We start from the raw sequence: 25,360 nt of genomic DNA on the forward strand, positions 1-25,360 counted from the left end.
AGTGCGGGTGTGATGCGGCCGGTCGCGCCCACGCGGCGGAGCCGCATATCGATGCGGCCCCGCGTCCCTTACGGGGCGCTCCTGGCCACGCAGGTTTCCAGGTGATCGTCCACCAGCCCGCACGCCTGCATCAGCGCGTACGCCGTCGTCGGCCCCACGAACCGCAGGCCCCGCTTCTTCAAGGCCTTCGACAGGGCCGTCGACTCGGGGGTGACCGCGGGGACGTCCGACAGCGTCTTCGGGGCCGGCCCCGGGGCAGGCGCGTGGGACCAGATGAACTCGTCCAGCTCACCCGGTGCCCACTCCATGAGCACGCGTGCGTTGGCGAGCGTCGCGTCGATCTTGGCGCGATTGCGGATGATGCCCGCGTCGGCGAGGAGGCGCTCGCGGTCCTCGTCGGTGAAGGTCGCGACCGAGGCGATCTTGAAGTCGGCGAAGGCGGCGCGGAAACCGGGGCGGCGGCGCAGGATCGTGATCCAGGACAGGCCGGACTGGAAGGCCTCGAGGCTGAGGCGCTCGAAGAGGGCGTCGTCACCGTGGACCGGGCGGCCCCACTCCTCGTCGTGGTACGCCACGTAGTCCTCGGTGGACAGGGCCCAGGGGCAGCGCAGCGCGCCGTCCGGGCCGGCGAGCGCGGTGCCGTCGCTCACTGCTGGTCCTCCCGGCCGTGCATCGGCTTGTCCATGGAGACGTGGTGGGCGGCGGCCTGGGCGCCCGCCAGTGCGGACTCCAGGTCGGCGATACGGGCGTCGCGCTCGGCGAGTTCGGCGCCGATGCGGTTGAGGGCGTCGTCCACGTCCGACATCCGGTAGCCGCGGGGGGCGAGCGGGAAGCGGAGGCTGTCGACGTCCGCCCGGCCCACCGGGCGGTCCGGCGGCAGCGGGTCCTGCAGGCGCTCGGGGGCGACCTCGGGCAACGGACCCTGACCCTCTCCGCCGCCCACCACGGCCAGTGTCACCGCGGCGACCACGACGGCGAGAGCGACGACCAGGAACAAGAACATAACCATCGCTGTGGTCCCCACGCTCGATGTTCGGAAGCTGAATGTGTCAGGGTCCGATCGTGCCATGCGACTCTGACAGTTAGGGTCGCAGGCGGCCGAAAGGCCAGGACACCCAGGACGTACTAGGAGAGGTCACAGGGGATGCTCAGGTTGGGCAGGCGCGAATTCGACGCGCACGAACCGGTGATCATGGCGATCGTGAACCGGACCCCCGACTCCTTCTACGACCAAGGGGCGACCTTCCGCGACGAGCCCGCCCTCGCGCGCGTGGAGCAGGCGGTGTCCGAGGGCGCCGCCATCATCGACATCGGCGGGGTCAAGGCGGGGCCGGGCGAAGAGGTGACCGCCGAAGAGGAGGCGCGGCGGACGGTCGGGTTCGTCGCGGAGCTACGGCGGCGCTTCCCGGATGTCGTGATCAGCGTGGACACCTGGCGCGCCGAGGTCGGCGAGGCCGCGTGCGAGGCCGGTGCGGATCTGCTGAACGACGCCTGGGGCGGTGTGGACCCCGCTCTCGCGGAGGTCGCGGCACGCTACGGGGCCGGGCTGGTGTGCACGCACGCGGGGGGCGCCGAGCCGCGGACCCGTCCGCACCGGGTGACGTACGACGACGTCGTGGCCGACATCCTGCGGGTGACCCTCGGGCTGGCCGAACGGGCCGTCGCGCTGGGGGTGCCCCGGGAGTCGGTGCTGATCGATCCCGGGCACGACTTCGGGAAGAACACGCGGCACAGCCTGGAAGCGACGCGGCGGCTCGGGGAGATGGTCGAGACGGGGTGGCCCGTCCTCGTCTCGCTGTCCAACAAGGACTTCGTGGGCGAGACCCTCGACAAGCCGGTGAAGGAGCGGGTGGTGGGGACGCTGGCGACCACGGCGGTCTCGGCGTGGCTCGGCGCGCAGGTCTACCGCGTGCACGAGGTCGCCGAGACCCGTCAGGTGCTGGACATGGTGGCGTCGATCGCGGGACACCGGCCCCCGGCGGTCGCCCGTCGGGGGCTCGCCTAGCCCGTGCTACCGGGCCGCTTCCTTCGAGACCAGCGCGACCGCCTCGTCCACGTCGTCCGTGACGTGGAACAGGAGCAGGTCCTTCTCCGAGGCCTTGCCCTGGGCGATCAGGGTGTTCCTGAGCCAGTCGACCAGGCCGCCCCAGTACTCGCTGCCGAACAGCACGATCGGGAAGCGGGTCACCTTCTGGGTCTGGACCAGGGTCAGCGCCTCGAAGAGTTCGTCCAGGGTGCCCAGGCCGCCCGGCAGGACCACGAAGCCCTGCGCGTACTTCACGAACATCATCTTGCGGACGAAGAAGTAGCGGAAGTTCAGGCCGATGTCGACGTAGGGGTTCAACCCCTGCTCGAAGGGCAGCTCGATGCCCAGGCCGACCGAGATCCCCTTCGCCTCGACGGCACCCTTGTTGGCCGCCTCCATGGCGCCGGGTCCGCCGCCGGTGATGACCGCCCAGCCGGCCTCGACCAGGGCGCTGCCCAGCCGCACGCCCGCCTCGTACTCCGGTGAGCCGGCCTTGGTGCGCGCCGAGCCGAACACGCTGATCGCGGGCGGGAGTTCGGCGAGGGTGCCGAAGCCCTCGATGAACTCCGACTGGATGCGCAGCACCCGCCAGGGGTCCGTGTGGACCCAGTCCGAGGGGCCGCCCGCGTCCAGCAGACGCTGGTCCGTCGTGCTCGACGTGACCTGGTTCCGCCTTCGGAGGACCGGTCCCAGGCGCTGCTCCTCCGGTGGCTGCTTCTTGCCCTCGGGGTTCCCGGTAGCCATGTGCGCTCCCTCCACTTGCGGGGTGTTTCCACCTCAGCGTAGATCCACGCGGGTTACGGACGGGGGACGCGAGCATGTCGGCCGTGGAGCGGCCTGGGCACGGCGGTCACTCCGTCATGCGGTCAGCCATGCCCGCAGGCGCTCCTCGCCCGCCAGGATCTTCGCCGTTTCGACCCGTTCGTCCCGCTTGTGCGCCAAGTGCGGGTTCCCCGGGCCGTAGTTGACCGCCGGGATGCCGAGGGACGAGAAGCGGCTCACGTCCGTCCAGCCGTACTTCGGCTGCGGGGTGCCGCCCACCGCCTCGATGAAGGCCGCCGCGGCCGGCCGGGTCAGGCCCGGCAGGGCCGCGCCGCTGTGGTCGTCCACCACGAACTCCTCCACCCCGCAGTCGGCGAAGACCTCCCTGACGTGGGCGATCGCCTCCTCCTCGGTGCGGTCGGGGGCGTAGCGGAAGTTGACGGTCACGACGCATTCGTCGGGGATGACATTGCCTGCCACGCCACCCGAGATGCCCACCGCGTTCAGGCCCTCGCGGTACTCCAGGCCGTCGATCACCGGGTAACGGGGCTCGTACGAGGCCAGGCGGGCCAGGATCGGAGCGGCCGCGTGGATGGCGTTCGAGCCCATCCAGCTGCGCGCCGAGTGGGCCCGCTCGCCCTTCGTCTTCAGCAGGACGCGCAGGGTGCCCTGGCAGCCACCCTCGACCTCACCGTCGGAGGGCTCCAGCAGGACCGCGAAGTCGCCCTCCAGCCACTCGGGGTGTACCTCGGCCACGTGCCTGAGACCGTTGAGCTCGGCCGCCACCTCTTCGTTGTCGTAGAAGACGAAGGTCAGATCCCGGTTGGGGGCCGGCACCGTCGCCGCGATGCGCAGCTGCACCGCTACGCCCGACTTCATGTCGCACGTGCCGCAGCCCCACAGGACGCCGTCCTCGTCCAGCCGGGACGGGACGTTGTCGGCGATCGGCACCGTGTCGATGTGGCCGGCCAGGATCACGCGCTGCGGCCGGCCCAGGTTCGTCCGCGCGACGACGTTGTTGCCGTACCGCTCGACCGTCAGGTGCGGCAGGGCGCGCAGGGCGGTCTCGATCGCGTCGGCGAGGGGCTTCTCGGTATCGCTCTCGGACGGGAAGTCGACGAGCTGCGCGGTGAGCTCGGCAGCGTCCAGGGTGAGGTCCAGTGGGGTGTCGGCCATGCAGCCGACCCTAACCCGCCGTTCCCACGGCCCACTGTCCACACCCTGCACCTGCGCCACAGAGCCCTCCGCTACCTTGTACGGCGTGCCAGAGCCGTCACCCACCCTCAAACACCGTGGCCGCCTCTTCCGCATCGGGGCGGCCTTCGTTGTCCTGCTCGCCGTCGCGGGTTACCTCGCGGTGCAGTACGTCACCGGAGGCAGAGGCGAGCCGAGCTGCAAGGTGGTCTCGGGGGAAGCTGGCGGGGCGGCGTACGAGTTCACACCGGAGCAGGCGGTGAACGCGGCGACGATCGCCGCCGTGGGCACCGGACGCGGCATGCCCGAGCGGGCGGTGACCATCGCGCTCGCGACCGCGCTGCAGGAGTCGGGGCTGCGCAACATCCAGCACGGCGACCGGGATTCGCTCGGCCTGTTCCAGCAGCGGCCCTCGCAGGGCTGGGGCACCAGGAAGCAGATCCTGGACCCGACGTACGCGGCGGACATCTTCTACCGGCACCTGACCAAGGTGCACGACTACATGAAGCTCCCTCTCACCGTCGCCGCGCAGCGCGTGCAGCGCAGCGGCTTTCCGCAGGCGTACGCCAAGCACGAGCCGGACGCCACCCTGCTCTCCGCCGCCCTCACCGGGAACTCGCCCGCCACGCTGACCTGCGACGGCCGCCCGGCGACGACCCAGGCCGCGGGACCGGACGCCGTACGGGCCGCGCTCGTACGGGACTTCGGGCGCGACGTACTGCAGCCGGCCGGCGCGGAGGTGGGCGCCGCGTCGACGCCGGCGCCTTCCGCAACCCCGAGCACGCAGGCCACCACGCGGACCGTCACCCTCCCCGTGGACGCCGACAAGAGCCCCGCCAAGGGCCGCACCGTCCGGCAGCGCGGCTGGCAGCTCGCGCACTGGGCCGTGGCCAACTCCTCCGCGCTGCACATCCAGCGCGTCTCCTACGGCGGGCGGGAGTGGACCGCCGGGAACACAGACAGCCAGTGGCGCGCGGCCGCCGCGGCGGGGGCCGACGGGGCACAGAAGGCCGCGAGCGCGGTGCGCATCGTCACTGGGCAGTAGTGCGGGCGTTCACTCGCACGGGTTACACACGGCCGGTGCGGGCCACGGTGTGCGCAGGTTTTCGCGCCATCACCCCAGCATCCGTCAAAGCCCTTGAGAACAAAGGGCTGTAAGGATTCCGCACACTTTCGGACCGGGCACTCTTTGCCCGTTTTTATCCGCAGCCGATAATGCGACGCATTGCCAACTCTTTACTTTGGGGCGCCGCAACCTTCGGGGGCTTCGAGCGGTAGTTACAGCGTCCGAGCCCGGACGATCAACCTCCATCGAAGGAGCATCATGTCCCTCCCCCTGACCCGTCGGATCGCCCGTGCCGCGCTGCTCGTCGCAGCGGGAGCGGCCGCCGGGGTCGGTGCGGCCGGCTCCGCGAGTGCGGCCCCCGAACTGCCCGCCACCCCGAACGTCGGCGGCCTGACCGCTCTGGACGGGGCGACCGTGGGCAACACCGTCGACGGTGCGGCGCAGAACGTCACCGGGCTCGCGGGCGACGCCGGCGCAGGCGCGGTCAAGAAGGCCGTGCCGAACGCGGGCAAGACCGGCGGCAAGGTCGCGAAGAAGGCCGCGCCTGCGGCGCAGAAGGCCGCCGGGGGCGCGGCGGGCTCCCTCGGGGCCATCGTCGGCGCCACCACCAGGACGGCCACCAAGGGCGGCGGCCTGCCGACCGACTCCCTGACCAAGGGCGGCGCCCTGCCGGGGACCGGCAGCCTGCCGGTGAAGGGCCTCCCGATCGGCGGCTGACCGACCTGTACGACGGAGGGGGCCCGGGACACTGTCCCGGGCCCCCTCCGTCACGTGTACGGCGGTTACAGACGCTCCACGGCCGCCCGCACCCGCTCGTCCGTCGCCGTCAGCGCCACCCGCACGAACCGCTCGCCCGCCGTGCCGTAGAAGTCGCCCGGCGCGACCAGGATGCCGAGCTCGGCGAGGTGGGCCACCGTGTCCCAGCAGGACTCGTCCCGCGTCGCCCACAGGTAGAGGCTGGCCTCGCTGTGCTCGATGCGGAAGCCGTGCCCCTCCAGCGCCGCACGCAGGGCCGTACGGCGGGCCGCGTACCGCTCCCGCTGCTCGCGGACGTGGCTGTCGTCGCCCAGAGCCGCCACCACGGCCGCCTGCGTGGGCGCCGACGTCATCATGCCGCCGTGCTTGCGGATCTCCAGGAGGGGGCCGAGGACGGCCGGATCGCCGGCCAGGAAGGCCGCGCGGTAGCCCGCCAGGTTCGAGCGCTTCGACAGCGAGTGGACCGAGACGATGCCCTCGTACGAGCCGCCGTTCACGTCCGGGTGCAGAACCGAGACCGGGTCCGCCTCCCAGCCCAGCTCGAGGTAGCACTCGTCGGAGAAGAGCAGGACGCCGTGCTCGCGCGCCCAGGCGACGATCCGGGTCAGCTCGGCCTTCGACAGGACCTTGCCGGTCGGGTTGGACGGCGAGTTCAGCCAGAGGAGCTTCAGGCCCGTCGGGTCGAGCGTGGTGGGGTCGTCGTAGACCTCGTAGTCCGCGCGGGCCAGGCGGGCGCCGACCTCGTACGTCGGGTACGCGAGACGCGGGTAGGCCACCCTGTCGCCCGGGCCGAGACCCAGCTGGGTCGGGAGCCAGGCGACCAGTTCCTTGGAGCCGACGATCGGCAGGACGTGCTTGTGGGTGACCTCGCGGGCGCCCAGGCGGCGCTCCAGCCAGCCGGTGATCGCGTCGCGCAGGGCCGGGGTGCCCCAGACGGTCGGGTAGCCCGGGGAGTCCGCCGCGTCGATCAGGGCCTTCTGGACCAACTCGGGGACCGGGTCGACCGGGGTGCCGACGGAGAGGTCGACGATGCCGTCCGGGTGCGCGGCGGCCGCTTTCTTGTACGGCTCCAGCTTGTCCCAGGGAAAGGTGGGCAGGCGGTCGGAGACTGCGGACACGGGATCTGGCTCACTTTCTGGTACGGCACGAGGCCCTCGTACGTTCGGCGACCGGCCTCGGACGGCAAACGCCTCGGCCCCGTACGGCGATCATGGTGATCCGGCCGTACGGGACCGAGGCGGCGCGGGTTTGTGCGGGCCGCTTGCGGATTACTCGGCGGCCTGCGGCGGCAGCGCGGCGATGAAGGGGTGGTCCCGCTCGATCAGGCCCAGCTTGCTGGCGCCGCCGGGGGAGCCGAGCTCGTCGAAGAACTCGACGTTCGCCTTGTAGTAGTCCTTCCACTCCTCGGGAGTGTCGTCTTCGTAGAAGATCGCCTCGACCGGGCAGACCGGCTCACAGGCACCACAGTCGACGCATTCGTCCGGGTGGATGTACAAGGACCGCTGGCCCTCGTAGATGCAGTCGACCGGGCACTCTTCGATGCACGCCTTGTCCTTCAAGTCGACACAAGGCTGCGCGATGACGTAGGTCACGCTGTCGTTCCTCCTCGATAGGGCGCCGGCGGGCCTCCTCAGGCGCCGCCGCCTGGCGCGCGGGAGCGCGGCGTCGTCGATGCCCGCCTCTAGTATCTCCGTTCTTGGGCATGATCCGAACAGGAGGGGTGAACGGACCTGTGGAAATCTCGGCCGGCGGACGTCTCGAGGTTCGCATCACCGCTGCTGACGTGGGGAAACGAGTCTCCGTACGGCGCTTGATCGAACCTGGAGTCCCGGAAGAGAAGTTCACCGACACGGTGGGTGTTCTCACATCATGGGACGACGGTGTGCTGCTGATCACACGGAAGGGTGGCGAGAGCGTCCGGATTCCGGAATCCGTGCTGGTGGCGGGCAAGGTCGTGCCCTCGGCGCCGGCCCGGCGCAGGGGGCCCGCGGCCTCGTACGAGGAGCTCGCGCACGTCTCCTCGCGCGCGTGGCGGCCGGTGGAGAGCGAGCGGCTGGGCGAGTGGGAGCTGCGGGCCGCGGGCGGGTTCACGCGGCGCGCCAATTCGGTCCTGCCGCTGGGCGACCCGGGCATGCCGCTCGACGAGGCGCTGAGCGTCGTACGGCGGTGGTACGGCGACCGTGGGCTGCCCGCGTACGTCCAGACCGCGACCGGCGCCGAGGGCACGCAGGAGCTGCTGTGCGCGGAGCTGGAGCGGCGCGGGTGGGTGCGCGAGGTGACCGCCGAGCTGTGGATCGGGGCGCTCGCGCCGGTCGCCGACCAGGCGGAGGGCGCGGGCGTCGTGCTGTCCCGGGAGGCCGACGAGGCGTGGCTCGCGCGGTACCAGCGCAAGGGCGTGAGCGAGGTGGCACTGAAGGTGCTCGGGAGCGGGCCGTCGGTGTGGTTCGCGACGGTTCCGGGCTCCTCCGAGGGCGCGGCGCCTGCCGCGATCGGGCGGTGTGTCGTGGACGGGCGGTGGGCCTCCTTCGCCGCGGTCGAGGTGGATCCGGCGCTGCGGCGGCAGGGGCTGGCCACCACCGTGATGACCGCACTGGCCCGGCGGGCGCTGGACGAGGGCGCCTCGGCCGCGTGGCTCCAGGTCGAGGAGGAGAACACCGGGGCGCGGGCGCTGTACGCCGCAATGGGCTTCGCCGCGCATCACGCGTACCACCACTACCGGGAACCTGCGGCTCCCGGAAACGGCCAGTAGTACCGATCGCCGTGAGAGGGCACGAGCCTGCTATGCGTCCCCCATACCCCCCACCGCCCGAGCGGTCCGCCGAACTGCGGCGGCGGTTCGCCCAGGAGGCGCGGTCCGAGCGGCCCGATCTGTCCACGCTGTGCCTGCTGGTGGGCGCGGAGGCGGACGGGGCGCTGGACGAGGCGGGCATGGACGCCGCGCAGATGGAACTGGACCGGCTGGCGGGGCAGCTGCCGTTCCGTCCCGGCGGTCCGCTGTCCTGGGCGACCGCGCTGCACCATCTGCTGGGTGTGCGGGACGGCTTCCGCGGCTCCCCCGCCGACTACCAGCGCCTGGAGTCGTCCCTGCTGCACGAGGTGCTGCGGCGGCGGCGCGGGCTGCCGATCCTGCTGTCGGTGGTGTGGATGGAGGTCGCGCGGCGGGCGGGGGCGCCGGTGTACGGGGTCGCACTGCCCGGACACTTCGTCGTCGGGTTCGGTCCGCAGGAGCAGCAGGTGCTCGTCGATCCGTTCGACGGGGGGCGGGTGCTCGGCGGGGGCGACGCGGAGTTGCTGGTGGCCGGGGCCACGGGGGCGCCGTTGGATCCGTCGATGTTGACTCCGGCGGATCCGTTGGAGGTGGTGTCGCGGATCCTCAACAACGTGCGGGCGTGGGCCGCGGCGCGGCCCGAGCGGTCGGATGTGTCCCTGTGGGCGGTGGATCTGGCGTTGCTGCTGCCTTCGCATGCTGCGCGGTTGCGGTACGAGCGGGCTCAGTTGCTGGTGCAGCGGGGTGACTTCGTCGATGGGGCGGTGGAGTTGGAGGAGTACGCGGAGATTTTGGCGGCGGTGGACGAGGCGGGGGCGGAGAGGGTGCGGGGGCAGGCCCGGGCGGCCCGGGCGTTGCTCAACTGAGTTCGCCCCATCGCCATGGGGATGTCCGGCGCCCCTGAAAGCCAAAAGACAAACGCCTTACAGCCAGCCCTTTTCTCGTGCGATCCGTACCGCTTCCGCTCTGTTCCGTACTGCCAGTTTCTGGATTGCCGTCGACAGATAGTTGCGGACCGTCCCCTGTGACAAATGCAGGGCTGTTGCCAGTTCCGCGTTCGTGGAGCCGTCCGCCGCTGCTCGGAGAACCTCTCGCTCACGGTCCGTCAACGGGTTGGCGCCTTCCGCCAGGGCCGCTGCCGCCAGGGTGGGGTCGATGACGCGCTCGCCCGCCAGTACCTTGCGTACCGCTTCTGCCAGTTGGGCCGCGGGGGCGTCCTTGACCAGGAAGGCGTCGGCGCCCGCCTCCATGGCGCTGCGGAGGTAGCCGGGGCGGCCGAAGGTGGTGAGGACGACCAGTTTCACGGCCGGGAGCTCCTTGTGGACCCGGGCCGCCGCCTCGATGCCCGTGCACCCCGGCATCTCGATGTCGAGCAGCGCCACGTCCACGTCGTGCTCGCGTACGGCCGCCAACACCTCGTCGCCGCGCGCCACTTGGGCGACGACCTCGATGTCGTCCTCGAGGCCGAGGAGGGCGGCCAGCGCCTCGCGGACCATCGACTGGTCCTCGGCGAGCAGCACCTTGATCGTAGGGCTCATGCCCCGGATCCTACGGCCGGTCCGGAGCCCGCGGGCGCGCGGGCGACCAGCCGGAACCCGTGCTTCGTACGGCCCGCCTCCAGGGTGCCGCCCGCCTTCTCCAGGCGTTCGGTCAGGCCCGTCAGACCGTTGCCCGGGCCCTTGCCCGAGCCGCCGGAGCCGTTGTCCTCCACGGAGAGTTCGAGGATCTGGCCGTCCAGGGTCTGCCGCCTGAGCACCTCCACCGTGCACCGCCGGGCGCCGCTGTGCCGTACGACGTTGGTGACCGCCTCGCGCAGTGCCCAGGCCAGGGCCGACTCGCTCTCCTCCGGGATGCCGGTGAGGTCCGGTTCGGCGGGCACGTCGGCGGTGATGTCGGCCGCCGTCAAAGCGACCTGCGTGCCCGCGAGTTCGGCCGACAGGCGCGGGCGGCGATAGCCGGTGACCGCCTCACGGACGTCCACGAGGGCCTGGCGGCTGACCTGTTCGATGTCGGCGACCTGCTGGGCCGCCTTGTCGGGGTGGCCGGGGAGCATACGGCCCGCGAGTTCGCTCTTCAGCGTGATCAGCGAGAGGGAGTGGCCGAGCAGGTCGTGCAGATCGCGGGCCAGGCGCAACCGCTCCTCGTTGGCGGCCAGTTGGGCGACGGTGGCGCGGGCCTTGCGCAACTCCACGGTCGTACGGACCAGTTGCCGTACACCTGTCATCGAGAAGCCGATGAGCAGCACCAGCAGGAAGAGGCCCCAGGCGGCCTCCTGCCCGACGCGCAGGCCCACCAGGATCAGTACGAGGGTGTTCAGCACGATCGTCCAGTACGCGATCCGCAGCGGGAAGGTCACGCCGCAGACCACGGAGACGTACACGAACAGGCCGAGCCAGTTGTCGCCGAGGGTGAGCGACAGGACGACGGTGAGGATCGCGAGGACGGCGACCAGGGCGCCCACGGTCGTGCCGGTGTACGGCCGGCCCATGTTGCGGAAGACCACCGCCAGGTAGGTCCCGACGAAGGCGACGAGGCCCACCCAGCCGGCCGCGGTGGCGGCGGTCGTGTGGTGGCCGGAGACCAGGTCGTTCACCGGCGAGCTGAGGAAGACGAGCCAGGGCACGATCCACACCAGCTTGCGCAGGGCCTCCGCGCGGTTGCGGGGCGGCTGTCCGATGCGGATCAGGCGCTCCACGCGGGCCTCTTCGGGCGCGGGGTCTTCCGTCATGGCGCTCACGCCTTCAGCGTGTCCTTCCGGTACAGCCAGGCCGCGCCGCCGGAGAACAGCAGGAAGAAGGCGACGAGGATGGCGATGTCCTGGGCATGCGGGGCCTGGCTCTCCTCGATGGCCCGCCCGAGGGCAGCGTACGCGTGCGTGGGCAGCCAGTTGGCGATGTCCTGGAGCCAGGTCGGGAAGCTGGAGGACGGGAACCACAGGCCGCCGAGGATGGACAGACCGAAGTAGATGATCATCGTGATCGGGCGGACCGCGTCCCCGGAGGCGAGGTAGCCGATGGCGACGCCGAGCGCGGCGAAGACCAGGCTGCCGGCCCAGATCGCGCCGGTGAGGGCGAGCCACTGCCAGGCGTCCAGGCGTACGTCCTTCACCGCGGCGGCGACCAGGAAGACGACCACGATGGACGGCAGGCTGATGACGGCGGCGCTGGCGGTCTTGGCGAGGACGTATCCGCGCCCGGGCAGCGTGGTCAGCCGCAGCTGGCGTACCCAGCCGCCCTCCCGCTCCTTGGCGATGCGCTCGCTGTTGCCCATCAGCACGGCGGTCAGGGCGCCGAACGAGGCCATGGAGACCATGACGTACGCCGCGACGGTCAGACCGGTGCCGTCGACCTTGCCGTTGGTGCCGCTCTGGTTCGAGGCGAGCAGGAAGATCACCGAGGGGTAGATCACCGAGAAGAACAGGAACTTGCGGTTGCGCAGGGCGCGGAGCAGTTCGAGCTTGATGAGACTGTTCACGACTGCTTGGCCTCCTCGGCCTCGGTGATGGCGACGAAGGCCTGCTCGAGCCCGAGCCCGGCGACTTCGAGGTTGCGGGGGTAGACGCCGAGGCCGTAGAGGGCGTGGACGGTCGCGTCGGCGTCGGTGGACTGGATGCGGATCGTCTGGCCGGAAATGTCGATGGAGGTCAGGAAGGGGAGCGCCCGCAGCGGGGCTTCGTCGATCTCGCCCTCCAGGTCGAAGGCGACCCTCCGCGCCCCCGCCTTCGCCTTGATCTCGGAGGCGGTGCCGTCGGCGAGGAGCCGCCCGCGGTGCAGCACCAGCACCCGGTCGGCGATGGCGTCGGCCTCTTCGAGGTAGTGCGTGGCGAACAGGACCGTCCGCCCCTGGTCGGCCTGCTCGCGCATGGTGGCCCAGAAGGCGTGGCGGGCGGAGACGTCCATGCCGGTGGTGGGCTCGTCGAGGACGATCAGGTCGCTGTCGCCGGCCGTGGCGAGGGCGAAGCGCACGCGCTGGGCCTGGCCGCCGGAGAGCTTGTTGACCTTGCGGTCGGCGATCTGCGCGATGCCGGCGCGGGCGAGGACGTCACTGGCCTGATACGGCTTGGGGTGCAGGTCGCAGGCGAGCTTCACCAGCTCGGCGACCGTGACCTCGTCCATCAGCCCGCCGCTCTGCAGCATGGCGCCCACCCGCCCGGCGACGATGGCCTCGCGCGGGCTGGTGCCGAAGACGCGGACCGTGCCGCCGTCGGGCTGGCGGAGGCCGAGCAGCAGGTCGAGGGTGGTCGACTTGCCCGCGCCGTTGGGCCCCAGCAGGGCCACGGTCTCCCCCGGGTGCAGGGCAAGCGTCAGCCCGTCGACGGCCGGGACGTTCCCGAAGCTCTTGCTCACCTGGTCGAACCCGACCACCGGCGTGGTGGTCGCTGTCGCTGTCGTCGTCATGTGCCCCATCGTGGCCGTGCGGGCCGGGGTCACGGCAGTGTCGGCGGTCCTGACTGCCGGATGACAGATGTCATGCCGGGGCCGGTGACATACGACGAGAGGGCACCCGGCGCGTGCCGGGTGCCCTCTCGTCGTATGTCCGCCAGTTGGGGTTCGTCTCGATCAGTTGGGGTTCGTCTCGATGACGCCGACCCTGTTGGTCGTGCTCAGCAGGGCGGGGCGCAGGGCGACATAGACGTCCTGGGGGGTGACGGCCGTCTTCTTGCCGGTGCCCCGGGTGATCAGGACGCCGTCGAACTGGCCGCCGTAGAGCTGCTTGAGCGCGGCGAGGTCCGGCTTGTCGACGAGCTTGCCGTTGACGGCCTCGACCCGGAGGAACTTCCACAGGGAGTTCTGCGGGCTCATCGGCAGCGAGACCCCCGTGTCCGTCTTGACCGTGACGAGCCCCGACATCGCGGGCTTCGCGAAGGCCTTCATCTCGCGGTCGACCTCGGCGTTGGAGACCGTCGGCTGCTGCGTCGTCGTCGCGACCGTCACCGGTGAGGTCGAGCCGGTCTCCACCTGGCTGCGGTACGCCTCCTTGACCGCCTCGGTCGACTTGGCGACGTCGATGCCCTTGCCCGCCTTGCCGTAGACGGCGACGGCCTTGCCGGACTTGAACTCGATCGTGCCCTCGGTCATCGAGCCGGAGCCGCCGGCCGTGGACTTCAGGGCGGCGGCCAGCTTCTCCTCGTCGACGGGCATGACCGGGTCGATGACGCGGTGGTTGCCGAAGAGGGAGCCGATGACGGAGACCGGGTTGTAGTCGCTCTGCGCGGCCGCGGCGACCGTGGCCTGCTCGTCGAACTGCAGCCCCGCCTGGTCCGGCTTGAGCGTGACGGTCTCGCCGCCCACCGACAGCTTCAGCGGCTTGTTCACGCTGTCGCCGAAGTTCTCGTCGAGCTTCTTGACGGCGTCGTCGCGGGTGCCGCCGCCGATGTCGACGCCGAGCACGTAGGTGCCCTTGGGCACGTCGGAGTGGTTCATCAGCAGCCCGGCGCCGTACGCGAGACCGCCGATGACGAACACTCCGGTGCCGACCAGGACCAGCTTGTTGCGCCCCTTCTTCTTTTTCTTGGGCGCGGAGGAGGACGGCACGCCCGGCGTGACCGGCTCGGGCAGCTTCGGGGGCGTGTGCGGCAGCGGGCCGTCGGTGTGGGAGCCGGGCCCGAACGGCGAGTTCGCGCCCGGCGGCACGACCGGGATGCCGCTGGTGACGGTGTGCCCGGAGACGTTGTCCGGCGCCGGGTAGCCGCCCGTGCCCGGCTCGGGGGCCGGCTTCTGCGGGGTGAGGATCGCGGTGTCGTCGCTGAGGCCGCCGCCGGGACCGAGGCCCGCGCCGTGCGGGGCACCCATGCCGCCGGGACCACCCATGCCGTTGGGGCCACCCATGCCGGCCGGGCCGCCCATGCCGCCGGGTCCGGCAGGTCCGCCGCCGAGGGGCGGCACCAGGGGGCCGTCGCCGGTGACCGGTCCGCCGGTCGGGCCCGCGGGGCCCTGGGCGCCGCCGGGGCCGCCGTGCCCGTTGAAGCCGCTCGCGCCGCCGGGGCCGCCGTAGCCGCCCTGGCCGCCCGGTCCGTTCGGTCCGCCCTGGCCGTTCGGTCCGTTCTGGGGGCCGCGCTCGCCGTCCGAGAAGTACGGCAGGTCGTCACGGCGCGGCTCGCCGCCGCCGGGACGCGCACCGTTTCCGAGCGGTCCCGCGGCCAGCGCCTCGGTGACGTCGAAGGAACCTGTGCCGCCGCCGTGCCCGGGGGCCACGGGCCCGCCGGTCGCTCCTCCGGGGAGCCCGGCGCCGTTCGTCCCGCCGGGCCGGGAGCCGCCCGGCACGCTCATGGAGCCGACCACGCCACCGGGGCGGCCGGTGCCCGGACGCGCGGCGCCGGGAGGGGCACCCGCCCCTGTGGCCCCGGGCCCGGGTGCGGGCGCGCCCGCGGCCGAACCGCCCGGCATACCGGCCCCGTTGGTGGCGCCGCCGCCCTGACCGCCCTTGGCCGGTCCCGACTTGCGGGGCGCGAACCACTCGCTCGTCTTGTCGTCGGCGGGCTGAGCGGGCTCGGCCGGAGGCTCGAAGGTGCTCATGGCCTGGGTGGCCGCCGGCGCAGGCGCCTCGGTCTCCGTGGTCTCGTCGGAGCCCTCGGCGTCCGCGACGGGCGTACGCACGACGACCGGCGGAATGGGCCGCGACCCGGGGATGTTGATCCGGATCCGGGTCGTCAGCGTGGTCTCGGTCTTGCGTTCCTCCGGCTGCGCGGCCGAACGGCCCGCATCCGTACCGGCGTCGGAAGCCATGGGCGTCCCGTACGGCGGCGTGCCCGACGGGTAAGCGGCTCCGCCGCGCCCGTTGGGCCCGGAGGACGGAGTGTCAGTTTCACGACTCAAGGCAGGTTCTCCCGGTTGGCTCCGCCGCCCGACACAACCTCACGGGCGGCTCGGCGGCGCGCACCACCATACTGGCCACTTCTGGCGCGTATCCCATGACCGCTGGGGAAACCCACACGGGACTCCCACGCATGGTTAATGGCGAAGTAGTACGTCACTTGCCAAGTCGGACGTCACGGCCACCTGGTTGCCGCCCCTGTCCAAGGGTGGCGCAGATCACAGCAACAGCCATGCCTCCGAGGAGGAAGAGATAGGAGCCGCCTCCTGCGCCGAAGAGGAAGTCTCCCTCGGGTCTGCTCGCGGTGAGCAGGATGACGGAGATCATCCAGCCGGCGGCGGGCGCGATGGCGCCACCGCGGCTGCGGGTGGCCCGGCCGCCGCCGAGGCAGAGCCCCGCCTCGCCCGCGAGCGCGAGCAGCAGCCCGCCCGGGAACCAGCCGGCCTGCACCAGCGCACCGGCCGCGCCCACGACCACGCCGAGCACGAAGAGCCCCACGTAGAGAAGGCTCCGCCCCGTAGTGGGCCGCTGCAGCGGCTGGGCGAGCAGGGAACCGCGCTCCGTCATGACGCCTCCCCGACGCCGGCGAAGAGATCGGTCTCGCGTGCACCGCCGGCCGGCTCCCCGCGCACCAACTCGTAGTACTCGGTGGTGAACAGGGGTTGCGGCAGTTCGTTGGAGAGCACGAAGTACGGCTCCACGACCTCGATCTGCGTGGCGTGCGCCCGCATCGCGGCGGCCTTGGCCGCGGCGTACCCGGTGCCGTCGATCTCGGTGGTGATCAGCTCGTCGGCCACCACACCCGGGACGTCGCCCACGACGGCGGGCTTGGCGTAGGGCAGAGCGGGCAGATCCGCCTCGAGCCGGGCGAAGGCGTCCTCGGCGACCGACCTCGGCACGCGGTTCCAGTAGACCTTGGGGATCGGCCGGCCCGCCTCGGCGGCCAGTTCGGCGGCGCGCATGGCCACGCGGTGGGCCTGGATGTGGTCGGGGTGGCCGTACCCACCGTCGTCGTCGTAGGTGACGAGGACCTGGGGGCGTACCTCGAGGATCACCTCGAGGAGGTGCCGGGCCGCCTCGTCGACGTCCGCCTGCCAGAAGCAGTCCGGGTCGTCGTTGTCGGGCAGGCCCATCATCCCGGAGTCGCAGTAGCGGCCCGGGCCGCCGAGCAGACGGAAGTCCTCGACGCCGAGCTCGCGCATGGCGGCCGTGAGCTCACCCAGCCGGTGCTCGCCCAGGGCGGCGCCGGTGAGGTGCCGAAGCTCCGGCGGAATGACCTCGCCGCGCTCGCCGAGCGTGCAGGTGACCAGGGTCACGCGGGCGCCCGCGGCCGCGTACGCCGCCATGGTCGCGCCGTTGTTGATCGACTCGTCGTCCGGGTGCGCGTGCACCAGCAGCAGACGCCGGGAGGGCAGTTCCGTCATGGAGCCCACCCTACGAGGCGGCACTGACAGCGCGGCGCAGCCCCGGGGTCAGAACTTGATGCTGCCGATCATCCCCGCGATGTTCGTCGTCAGCTCGCTGATCGTCGGAGCGACGGTCGATGAGGCGAGATAGAACCCGAGCAGCATGCAGACGATCGCATGCCCCGCCTTCAGTCCTGACTTCTTGACCAGAAGGAAGACAATGATCGCCAGCAGCACCACCGCCGAAATCGAGAGTGCCACGGCGGCTCACCTCCAAAGGTCCCAAGAGCGCGGGGGTCGGACTTAGGGGCCAGACAAATCCATGCGACAACCAGCAGGTTCATACCCACTGTGCGCTAGTGATCATAACTATTCGTCCGCGCGCATCGATCGGCGCACGGCCGCACAAGGGGGCGCATGGCCAATATGGTCGGGGCATGACGACGAGGTCCGACTCCTTCCCCCGCCGGCACGCCCGCACCCAGCGGTTCACGCTGGGCGCGCCGCGCGCTTTCACCGTGGCGCCCGACGGCGCCCGTGTCGTGTTCCTACGCTCCACCTCCGGTACGGAACGGGCGAATTCCCTGTGGGTTCTCGATGTACAGGACGGCAAGGAGCGCGTGGCGGCCGACCCGCGCGCCCTGCTGGGCGGCACCTCGGAGGACCTCCCACCCGAGGAACGTGCGCGCCGCGAGCGCAGCCGTGAGGGCGGTGCGGGCATCGTCGGCTACGCCACCGACGCGGCCGCGGAGTTGGCGTCCTTCGCCTTGTCAGGGCGGCTTTTCGCGGCCGAACTGCGGGCGGGCACGGCACGTGAACTCACCGTCCCCGGACCGGTGATCGACCCGCGCCCCTCCCCCGACGGCCGGCACGTCGCCTATGTCGCGCAGGGCGGCCTGCGGGTCGTGGGCGCCGAGGGCAAGGACGAACGGGCGCTCGCCGAGCCGGAGTCGGCCAACGTCACCTATGGACTGGCCGAGTTCATCGCGGCCGAGGAGATGCAGCGTTCGCGCGGCTTCTGGTGGTCGCCGGACTCGGACCGGCTGCTGGTCGCGCGCGTGGACGACACTCCGGTACGGCGCTGGTGGATCTCCGACCCGGCACAGCCGGAACGTGATCCACAGCACGTCGCCTACCCGGCGGCGGGCACCGACAACGCGGATGTGCGGCTGTTCCTGATCGGCCTGGACGGGGTGCGCACGGAGGTCCTCTGGGATCGGGCGCGCTACCCGTATCTGGCCCATGTGCACTGGTCAGAAGCGGGTGCCCCGCTGCTGCTCGTACAGGCGCGCGACCAGCGCAGCCAGTTGTTCCTGGCCGTGTCCCCGGAGACGGGCGCGACCCGGTTGGTACACGCGGACGAAGATCAAGTTTGGCTTGATCTTTTCCCCGGAGTGCCCTGCTGGAGCCCGTCCGGGCAGCTCGTCCGCATCGCCGACGAGGGCGGTGCGCGGGTCCTCGCGGTCGGTGAACGCCCGCTGACGGGACCGCAGTTGCACGTCCGCGCGGTACTGGACGTCTCGGCGGACGACGTGCTGCTCTGCGCGTCGGCGGGTGAGGAGGCCGACGCCCCCGAGACCGGCGAGGTGCACGTCTACCGCGTCAACGAACTCGGCCTGGAGCGCGTCTCGCAGGAGCCGGGCGTGCACTCGGCGGTGCGCGCCGGGGGCGTGACCGTGCTGGTGTCCGCCACGCTGGACCGGCCGGGCGCCCGCGTACAGGTACTTCGCGAAGGCAAGCGCGCGGCGACCATCGCCTCGTACGCGGAAGATCCCGGTATGTCCCCGCGCGTGATCCTCACCGAGGGGAGCGCACGGCGCATCCCGTGCGCCGTCCTGCTCCCCCGCGATCACGATGGCGAGACCCCGCTACCCGTCCTCATGGACCCCTACGGCGGTCCGCACGGCCAGCGGGTGGTCGCCGCCCACAATCCACACCTGACCTCGCAGTGGTTCGCCGACCAGGGATTCGCGGTCGTGGTCGCCGACGGCCGCGGCACCCCGGGCCGCTCCCCGGCCTGGGAGAAGGCGGTCCGCGACGACCTCGCGGCGGTCGTCCTCGAGGACCAGGTGGACGCGCTCCAGGCGCTCGCCGCCGACTTCCCGCTCGACCTGGACCGGGTCGCGATCCGCGGCTGGTCCTTCGGCGGCTATCTGGCGGCGCTCGCGGCGCTGCGCCGCCCGGACGTCTTCCACGCGGCCGTGGTGGGCGCCCCGGTCACCGATCTGCGCCTGTACGACACCCACTACCAGGAGCGCTACCTCGGCCACCCGGGCGAGCGGCCGGAGGTCTACCGGCGCAACTCGCTGATCGACGACGCGGGCCTGGTCGATCCGGCCGAGCAACACCGCCCGATGATGATCATCCATGGTTTCGCCGACGACAACGTGGTGGTCGCCCACTCCCTGCGCCTGTCCTCGGCCCTGCTGGCCGCAGGCCGCCCGCACGAGGTGCTGCCCCTGTCCGGCGTCACGCACATGACCCCGCAGGAGTCGGTCGCCGAGAACCTGCTGCGGCTCCAACTCGACTTCCTCCGCCGCGCTCTCAAGCTGGCCTGAGCGCGACACTCCACAGAGCACCGCAACCAACAATTGAGGAACCACGACGAAGCACCGGCCAGGTCCGCGAGAGCGGCGCCGGTTTAGGCGCAAAAAAGGGGCAACGGGCCGGGGTTACATGGCGAACCCCGGCCCGTTTACGGCACCCGCACGGCCGTACGCTCTAGAGACTGGCCCGTCCGTATATCGGAACCGGGTCGGCGAAGTTGCCTGCGTGTTACTCCTCGGTCGGTACGACCACCTTCTCCTCCGCGAAGTGGCAGGCCGAGTCATGGGCGGCAGGCCCGCTCGTGAGCCGGAACTCGGCCGGCACCGCCAGCAGCGGCACCTCCAGCGCGCACCGCTCCTGCGCCTTCCAGCACCGGGTGCGGAAGCGGCACCCCGAGGGAATGTTCGTCGGTGACGGCACGTCACCCGCGAGGATGATCCGCTCCCGGTGCTCGCGCGCCTCCGGGTCGGGCACGGGAACCGCGGACAGCAGCGCCTGGGTGTAGGGGTGCGTCGGATGGTCGTAGATCTCCGCGTCCCGGCCCGTCTCCACGATCCGCCCGAGGTACATCACCCCGACCCGGTCCGAGATGTGCCGGACGATCGACAGGTCGTGCGCGATGAAGACGTACGACAGCTCGAACTCGCTCTGCAGCCGGTCGAGGAGGTTGATCACCTGGGCCTGCACGGAGACGTCGAGCGCGGAGACCGGCTCGTCGGCGACGATGATCTCGGGGCGCAGCGCCAACCCCCGTGCGATGCCGATGCGTTGGCGCTGTCCGCCGGAGAACTGGTGCGGATAGCGGTTGATGTACTCGGGGTTGAGGCCGACCACGTCCAGCAGCTCCTGGACCTTCTTGCGCCGGTCGCCCTTGGGGGCCACCTCGGGATGGATCTCGTACGGCTCCCCGATGATGTCGCCCACGGTCATACGGGGGTTGAGCGAGGTGTACGGGTCCTGGAAGACCATCTGGATGTTGCGCCGCACGGATCGCAGGGCCTTGCCGGAGAGCGTGGCGATGTCCTCGCCCTTGTAGCGGATCTGCCCCGCCGTCGGCTTCTCCAGGTGGACCAGCATCTTGGCGACCGTCGACTTGCCGCAGCCGGACTCGCCGACGATGCCGAGGGTTTCGCCGCGGCCGAGTTCGAAGTCCACGCCGTCGACGGCCTTCACCGCGCCGACCTGCTTCTTGAAGAGAATCCCCCGCGTGAGCGGGTAGTGCTTGACGAGTCCGCTGACCTGCAGAATCGGCTCAGCCATTCAGGCACTCCCTCCAGAAGTGGCAGGCGCTGCGCCGGTCCTCGTCCACCTCGTGCAGGGGCGGCTCGTCGGTCCGGCACACGTCCTGGGCCATCGGGCAGCGGGGGTTGAAGGCGCAGCCCGGCGGGATGTTCATGAGGTTGGGCGGCAGGCCCTTGATGGCGTAGAGCTCCAGGCCCTTCTGGTCGAGCCGCGGGATCGACTCCAACAGGCCCTTGGTGTACGGGTGCGCGGGCAGCTTGTAGATGTCGTGCACCGGCGCCGACTCGACGATCCGGCCCGCGTACATGACGGCGATCCGGTCGGCGACGTCGGCGACCACGCCCAGGTCGTGGGTGATGAGGATGAGCCCCATGTTGTACTCGCGCTGCAACTCGGCGAGCAGGTCCATGACTTGGGCCTGGACGGTGACGTCGAGAGCGGTGGTGGGCTCGTCGGCGATGATCAACGCCGGTTCCAGGGCGAGGGCCATCGCGATCATGATGCGCTGGCGCATGCCGCCGGAGAACTGGTGCGGGTAGTCCTTGACCCGCTCCCTGGCCGCCGGGATGCGCACCCGGTCCATCAGCTCGACGGCCTTCGTCCGCGCGTCCTTCCTCGACATGCCCCGGTGCACGACGAACATCTCGCCGAGCTGGTCGCCCACGGAGAGCACGGGGTTGAGGGAGGACAGCGCGTCCTGGAAGATCATCGCCATCTCGGCGCCGCGGACCCTGCGGCGCTCTTCTTCCTTCAGCTTCAGCAGATCCTTGCCCTGGAAGAGGATCTCGCCGCCCGTGATCCTCCCGGGGGGAATGTCGAGGATGCCCATGACCGCCTGCGCGGTGACGGACTTGCCCGACCCGGACTCACCGAGCACGGCGAGGGTCTCGCCCGCGTCCACGCCGTAGGTGACGCCGTTGACGGCCTTGGCGACCCCGTCCCGGGTCCGGAACTCCACATGCAGGTCACGCACTTCGAGCAGCATGACGGCGGCTCACCTCAGCTTCGGGTCGAGGGCGTCGCGCACCGCGTCGCCGAGCATGATGAACGCCAGCACGGTGATCGCCAGCGCTCCGGCCGGCCACAGGAGCATGTGGGGGGCGTTGCGGATGTAGGCGGAGGCGGCGGAGATGTCGATGCCCCAGCTGACCGTCGGCGGCTTGAGGCCGACGCCGAGGTACGACAGGGTCGCCTCCAGCGCGATGTACGTGCCGAGCGCGATGGTCGCCACGACGATCACCGGCGCGACGGCGTTGGGCGCGATGTGCCGCAGCAGGATGCGGGAGTCGGAGGCGCCCAGGGCGCGGGCCGCCTGGACGTAGTCGTTCTGCTTGGCGGTGATGACCGCACCGCGTGCGATGCGGTAGATCTGCGTCCACCCGAGCAGCACCATGAACCCGACGACCGGCCAGATCGTGTTGCTGGTCACCACGGAGAGAAGGACGAGACCGCCGAGCACGACCGGGATCGCGAAGAAGATGTCGGTGATCCGGGACATCAACGAGTCCCAGCCCCCGCTGAAGTACCCGGCGAGCCCGCCCAGGATCGAACCGAGGACCGCGACACCGAACGTGGCCAGGACGCCGACGCTGATGGAGATGCGGGTCCCGTACACCGTGCGCGTGTAGACGTCGCAGCCCTGGCCGTCGAAGCCGAACGGGTGGCCCGGCTGTGAGCCCTCCTGGGCCTTGGCGAGGTCGCACTTGAGGGGGTTGCCGGAGGCGATCAGCGACGGCCAGAGGGAGATGACGACCAGGAAGACGATCACCAGCGCCGAGATGATGAAGACGGGGTTGCGGCGCAGGTCCCGCCAGGCGTCGGACCACAGGCTCCTGGGCTTCTCCTGCGGGCCCGTCCCCTCCGGACCCCCCGGTGTCTTCTCCAGCGTCGTCGCCTCGGTCGCCGCCAGGTCCATCGTGCCGCCCATGCCGGTCCCCGCGATGGCGCCCTCGGGTTCGTACGGCGGCTGCTCAGGCATAGCGGATCCTCGGGTCGAGTACGGCGTACAGGAGGTCGACGAGCAGGTTGGCCACCAGGAAGACGAGGACGAGTACGGTCACGAAGCCGACGACGGTCTGGGTGTTCTGCCGGACGATGCCCTGGTAGAGCTGGTAGCCGACGCCGTGGATGTTGAAGATGCGCTCGGTGACGATCGCTCCGCCCATCAGCGCGCCGATGTCCGTGCCGATGAAAGTGACCACGGGGATCAGGGAGTTGCGCAGCAGGTGCCGGATGATCACCCGGTGCCGGGGCAGCCCCTTGGCGACGGCCGTGCGGACATAGTCGGAGCGGCGGTTCTCCGCGATGGAGGTGCGGGTCAGCCGGGTCACGTAGGCGAGCGAGACGGACGCGAGGACCAGGCCCGGCACGATCAGCTCGCCGAAGGTGGCGTCGGTGGAGACCGACGGTTTGATCCAGCCCCACTCGACGCCGAGGAGCAGCTGCAGCAGCAGGCCGGTGACGAAGGTGGGGACGGAGATGACGACGAGGGTGAGGAGGAGGGCGGAGGTGTCGACGGCGCTCCCGCGCCGGAGCCCCGTGATGACGCCCAGCGTGACGCCGATGACGATCTCGATGAGGATCGCCACGATGGTGAGCCTGATGGTGATCGGGAACGCCGTCGCCATCAGCTCGGTGACCTTCTGGCCGTTGAAGGCGGTGCCGAAGTCGCCGGTGAAGATGTTCCCCATGTAGGTCAGGTATTGCTGCCAGACCGGCTTGTCGAGGCCGAACTCCTTCTTGAGCTGGGCGGCCGTGGCCGCGTCGCACTGCCGCTCGCCGCACAGGCCCGCGATGGGGTCGCCCATCACGTTCACCATCAGGAAGATCAGCAGCGTGGCTCCGATGAACACCGGGATCATCTGGAGCAGACGCCGGACCACGTACCTGCCCACGGGGGCTCAGCCGACCTTGATCTCGTTGTAGACGGGGACGCTGAACGGGTTGAGCGCGACGTTCGAGAGGCGGTCGGACCAGCCGGCGCTGCCGTTCTGGTACCAGAGCGGGATGGCCGCCATGTTGTCGCGGACGACCTTCTCGGCGTTCTGGAAGATGCCGATCGCCTTGGTGGTGTCGGTCTCGGTGTTGGCCTGGTTCACGAGCTTGTCGAAGTCTTTGTTGGACCAATGACCGTCGTTGGACGAGGCGTTGGTGTAGTAGAGCGGCTGGAGGAAGTTCTGGATGAGGGGGTAGTCCATCTGCCAGCCCGCCCGGAACGGCCCCGACATCTTCTTCTGCGTGATCTGCGTACGGAAGTCGGCGAAGGTGCCGACCGGGTTGCCGACACACGCCTTGTCGTTGTCGAGCGCGTTGTTGATGGAGTTGCACACGGCGTCGACCCACTCCTTGTGCGACCCCGTGTCGGCGTTGTACGTGATCTTGACCTGACCGCCGGGGATCCCACCGCCCTCCTGGACCAGCTTCTTGGCCTCGGCGGGGTTGTACTCGCAGCCGTCCCCGCACAGCCCGTCCTGGAAGCCGCCCTCCGTGCCGAGCACCGGGGAGGTCCAGTCGGTGGCCGGGGTGCGGGTCTTCTGGAAGATCGTGTTCGTGATCTGCTCACGGTTGATCGCCATGGACAGACCCTTGCGGACCTTCTCCGAGCCGCTCTTGTTCCAGTCCTTGTCGTAGAAGGGGAAGGCGAGCGTCTGGATGATGCCGGCGGGGGTGTTCAGATAGCGGCCACCGAGGTCGCTCTTGACGTTCTTGAGCTGGGCGGCCGGGACGTCGTCGACCAGGTCGAGGTTGCCGGCCATCAGGTCGGTGTAGGCGGTGTTGTTGTCGGTGTAGACCTTGAGGTCCACGCCACCGTTCTGCGCCTTGTCCGTGCCGGGGTACGCGTCCCACTTCCTGAGCGACATCTGCGAGCCCTTGGTGTACGAGTCCACCGTGTACGGGCCGTTGCCGACCGGCTTCTCGACCCACGCGGCGTGGTCGTCGTAGAAGGCCTGGGGCAGGGGCGCGAACGCCGGGTAGCCGAGGGTGTCCGGGAAGGTCGAGAACTTCTGGGTGAGCTTGACGGTGAAGGTCCGGTCGCCGGTGACCTTGAGCCCGGAGAGCGTGTCGGCGGTCTGCTTGCCGGTTTCCGGGTGGACCTTGTCGTAGCCCTCGATGTACCCGAAGAAGTAGGCGTTCTTCTGGTTGTTCTTGAGGCTGGCGCCGTAGTTCCAGGCGTCCACGAAGGACTTGGCGGTGACGGCCTCGCCGTTGCTGAACTTCCAGCCGTCCTTGATGGTGATCGTGAAGTTCTGCGAGTCCGTGGTGTCGATCTTCTCGGCGAGCATGTCCTCGGCGGCGCCGGTCTTCGGGTCGTACCTCTTCAGTCCCCGGAAGATCATGTCGAGGACCTTGCCGCCCTGCACCTCGTTGGTGTTGGCCGGCTCCAGCGGGTTCTGCGGGTCCCCCCAGGAGGAGCTGAGCACCGCGCCGCTGTCACCACTGCCGCCGCTGTCGCTGTCGCTGCTGTCGCCCCCGCAGGCCGTCGCGGCGAGTGCGACCGCCGCCGCGCATGCGGCCCATTTGGCGTGCGTGGCTCCACGCATGGAGTGCCTCCTCAGAAATGCCAGTCCATTACCGGCAAATATCGACTCAAAAGGTGCACACCGCACACGCGTGGAGGCCATTGGGGGATCCCGGACCTGACACACCATCCGGATGGCCGCCCACCGACCCCTCGTCACACCCTCGGAGGGCCGTCGGCGACAATGGATCTCCGGCGCGGAGCGCAATGGATCATCGCCATCCGATGCCGAACCGTTGGATTGCTACGGCGAGATGTACGG

The 25,360-nt window shown here is 70.6% G+C and carries 25 protein-coding genes; 6 read left to right on the plus strand and 19 right to left on the minus strand.

What is annotated here, in order from left to right; genetic code table 11:
* Window positions 1-68: 68 nt before the first annotated feature.
* Complete coding sequence (locus OG303_RS18825) at window positions 69-650, minus strand: DNA-3-methyladenine glycosylase I (protein WP_405869560.1); 582 nt, start codon at window positions 648-650, stop codon at window positions 69-71.
* A complete protein-coding gene (locus OG303_RS18830) occupies window positions 647-1,003 on the minus strand; it encodes a DivIVA domain-containing protein (RefSeq protein ID WP_405877346.1) in 357 nt (118 codons plus the stop codon). Before OG303_RS18830 ends, OG303_RS18825 begins: the two co-directional genes overlap by 4 nt.
* 141 nt (window positions 1,004-1,144) lie before the next feature.
* Here OG303_RS18830 and folP point away from each other — a divergent pair, with 141 nt between their 5' ends.
* On the plus strand, window positions 1,145-2,005 hold the full coding sequence (gene folP, locus OG303_RS18835; RefSeq protein WP_405869561.1) for a dihydropteroate synthase: 861 nt from the start codon (window positions 1,145-1,147) through the stop codon (window positions 2,003-2,005).
* A gap of 6 nt (window positions 2,006-2,011) precedes the next feature.
* Here folP and OG303_RS18840 read toward each other — a convergent pair whose 3' ends face one another.
* Both OG303_RS18840 and dapE read right to left on the minus strand, forming a co-directional pair.
* Window positions 2,012-2,770 (minus strand): TIGR00730 family Rossman fold protein, encoded by a 759-nt coding sequence (locus OG303_RS18840; protein WP_405869562.1) that lies wholly within the window; start codon window positions 2,768-2,770, stop codon window positions 2,012-2,014.
* Between the two features lie 114 nt (window positions 2,771-2,884).
* The gene (gene dapE, locus OG303_RS18845; protein ID WP_405869563.1) at window positions 2,885-3,964 is read right to left on the minus strand and encodes a succinyl-diaminopimelate desuccinylase; all 1,080 of its coding nucleotides are present in this window, start codon (window positions 3,962-3,964) and stop codon (window positions 2,885-2,887) included.
* Window positions 3,965-4,049: 85 nt separating this feature from the next.
* Here dapE and OG303_RS18850 point away from each other — a divergent pair, with 85 nt between their 5' ends.
* Window positions 4,050-5,027, plus strand: a complete 978-nt coding sequence (locus OG303_RS18850; protein WP_405869564.1) for a heavy metal transporter — start codon at window positions 4,050-4,052, stop codon at window positions 5,025-5,027.
* Between the two features lie 279 nt (window positions 5,028-5,306).
* Complete coding sequence (locus OG303_RS18855; RefSeq protein ID WP_405869565.1) at window positions 5,307-5,765, plus strand: ATP-binding protein; 459 nt, start codon at window positions 5,307-5,309, stop codon at window positions 5,763-5,765.
* A gap of 65 nt (window positions 5,766-5,830) precedes the next feature.
* Here OG303_RS18855 and OG303_RS18860 read toward each other — a convergent pair whose 3' ends face one another.
* Both OG303_RS18860 and fdxA read right to left on the minus strand, forming a co-directional pair.
* Window positions 5,831-6,922, minus strand: a complete 1,092-nt coding sequence (locus OG303_RS18860; RefSeq protein ID WP_405869566.1) for a bifunctional succinyldiaminopimelate transaminase/glutamate-prephenate aminotransferase — start codon at window positions 6,920-6,922, stop codon at window positions 5,831-5,833.
* A gap of 150 nt (window positions 6,923-7,072) precedes the next feature.
* Window positions 7,073-7,396 (minus strand): ferredoxin, encoded by a 324-nt coding sequence (gene fdxA, locus OG303_RS18865; protein ID WP_210585670.1) that lies wholly within the window; start codon window positions 7,394-7,396, stop codon window positions 7,073-7,075.
* A 140-nt stretch (window positions 7,397-7,536) separates the two neighbouring features.
* On the opposite strand from fdxA, the gene OG303_RS18870 reads away from it, so the two are divergent.
* The gene (locus OG303_RS18870; protein ID WP_405877348.1) at window positions 7,537-8,553 is read left to right on the plus strand and encodes a GNAT family N-acetyltransferase; all 1,017 of its coding nucleotides are present in this window, start codon (window positions 7,537-7,539) and stop codon (window positions 8,551-8,553) included.
* A gap of 32 nt (window positions 8,554-8,585) precedes the next feature.
* Window positions 8,586-9,437 carry a transglutaminase-like domain-containing protein gene (locus tag OG303_RS18875; protein WP_405869567.1) on the plus strand — a complete coding sequence of 284 codons (852 nt, stop codon included), beginning with the start codon at window positions 8,586-8,588 and terminating at the stop codon, window positions 9,435-9,437.
* Between the two features lie 57 nt (window positions 9,438-9,494).
* On the opposite strand, the gene OG303_RS18880 is transcribed toward OG303_RS18875, so the two are convergent.
* The 8 genes from OG303_RS18880 to OG303_RS18915 all read right to left on the minus strand — a co-directional run bounded on the left by OG303_RS18880 (window position 9,495) and on the right by OG303_RS18915 (window position 17,051).
* Window positions 9,495-10,109 (minus strand): response regulator, encoded by a 615-nt coding sequence (locus tag OG303_RS18880; protein ID WP_405869568.1) that lies wholly within the window; start codon window positions 10,107-10,109, stop codon window positions 9,495-9,497.
* The gene (locus tag OG303_RS18885; protein ID WP_405877350.1) at window positions 10,106-11,299 is read right to left on the minus strand and encodes a sensor histidine kinase; all 1,194 of its coding nucleotides are present in this window, start codon (window positions 11,297-11,299) and stop codon (window positions 10,106-10,108) included. The genes OG303_RS18880 and OG303_RS18885 overlap by 4 nt, the downstream gene beginning before the upstream one ends.
* A gap of 5 nt (window positions 11,300-11,304) precedes the next feature.
* Window positions 11,305-12,045 (minus strand): ABC transporter permease, encoded by a 741-nt coding sequence (locus OG303_RS18890; protein WP_405869569.1) that lies wholly within the window; start codon window positions 12,043-12,045, stop codon window positions 11,305-11,307.
* A complete protein-coding gene (locus OG303_RS18895; RefSeq protein ID WP_405869570.1) occupies window positions 12,042-12,968 on the minus strand; it encodes an ABC transporter ATP-binding protein in 927 nt (308 codons plus the stop codon). Before OG303_RS18895 ends, OG303_RS18890 begins: the two co-directional genes overlap by 4 nt.
* 162 nt (window positions 12,969-13,130) lie before the next feature.
* Window positions 13,131-15,386, minus strand: a complete 2,256-nt coding sequence (locus OG303_RS18900) for a hypothetical protein (RefSeq protein WP_405869571.1) — start codon at window positions 15,384-15,386, stop codon at window positions 13,131-13,133.
* A 154-nt stretch (window positions 15,387-15,540) separates the two neighbouring features.
* Entirely contained in the window at window positions 15,541-15,951 is a 411-nt protein-coding gene (locus OG303_RS18905) for a DUF6113 family protein (RefSeq protein ID WP_405869572.1), read from the minus strand.
* Window positions 15,948-16,808: an N-acetyl-1-D-myo-inositol-2-amino-2-deoxy-alpha-D-glucopyranoside deacetylase gene (mshB, locus tag OG303_RS18910; RefSeq protein WP_405869573.1), complete on the minus strand. Its 861-nt coding sequence runs from the start codon at window positions 16,806-16,808 to the stop codon at window positions 15,948-15,950. The genes OG303_RS18905 and mshB overlap by 4 nt, the downstream gene beginning before the upstream one ends.
* A gap of 48 nt (window positions 16,809-16,856) precedes the next feature.
* Window positions 16,857-17,051, minus strand: coding sequence for a hypothetical protein (locus OG303_RS18915; RefSeq protein WP_402612419.1), 195 nt, complete (start codon window positions 17,049-17,051; stop codon window positions 16,857-16,859).
* A gap of 176 nt (window positions 17,052-17,227) precedes the next feature.
* Here OG303_RS18915 and OG303_RS18920 point away from each other — a divergent pair, with 176 nt between their 5' ends.
* Complete coding sequence (locus OG303_RS18920) at window positions 17,228-19,348, plus strand: prolyl oligopeptidase family serine peptidase (protein ID WP_405869574.1); 2,121 nt, start codon at window positions 17,228-17,230, stop codon at window positions 19,346-19,348.
* Between the two features lie 217 nt (window positions 19,349-19,565).
* Here the strand turns inward: OG303_RS18920 and OG303_RS18925 are convergent, their stop codons facing one another.
* The 5 genes from OG303_RS18925 to OG303_RS18945 are packed head-to-tail and all read right to left on the minus strand — an operon-like array spanning window position 19,566 to window position 25,120.
* Window positions 19,566-20,597, minus strand: coding sequence for an ABC transporter ATP-binding protein (locus tag OG303_RS18925; protein WP_405869575.1), 1,032 nt, complete (start codon window positions 20,595-20,597; stop codon window positions 19,566-19,568).
* Window positions 20,590-21,564, minus strand: coding sequence for an ABC transporter ATP-binding protein (locus OG303_RS18930; RefSeq protein WP_405869576.1), 975 nt, complete (start codon window positions 21,562-21,564; stop codon window positions 20,590-20,592). The genes OG303_RS18925 and OG303_RS18930 overlap by 8 nt, the downstream gene beginning before the upstream one ends.
* A 9-nt stretch (window positions 21,565-21,573) precedes the next feature.
* Window positions 21,574-22,557 carry an ABC transporter permease gene (locus OG303_RS18935; protein WP_405869577.1) on the minus strand — a complete coding sequence of 328 codons (984 nt, stop codon included), beginning with the start codon at window positions 22,555-22,557 and terminating at the stop codon, window positions 21,574-21,576.
* A complete protein-coding gene (locus OG303_RS18940; RefSeq protein ID WP_405869578.1) occupies window positions 22,550-23,473 on the minus strand; it encodes an ABC transporter permease in 924 nt (307 codons plus the stop codon). Before OG303_RS18940 ends, OG303_RS18935 begins: the two co-directional genes overlap by 8 nt.
* 6 nt (window positions 23,474-23,479) lie before the next feature.
* Entirely contained in the window at window positions 23,480-25,120 is a 1,641-nt protein-coding gene (locus tag OG303_RS18945) for an ABC transporter substrate-binding protein (RefSeq protein ID WP_405869579.1), read from the minus strand.
* Between the last annotated feature and the right edge of the window lie 240 nt (window positions 25,121-25,360).

Source organism: Streptomyces sp. NBC_00005 (genome assembly GCF_045160215.1).
GTDB lineage: Bacteria > Actinomycetota > Actinomycetes > Streptomycetales > Streptomycetaceae > Streptomyces.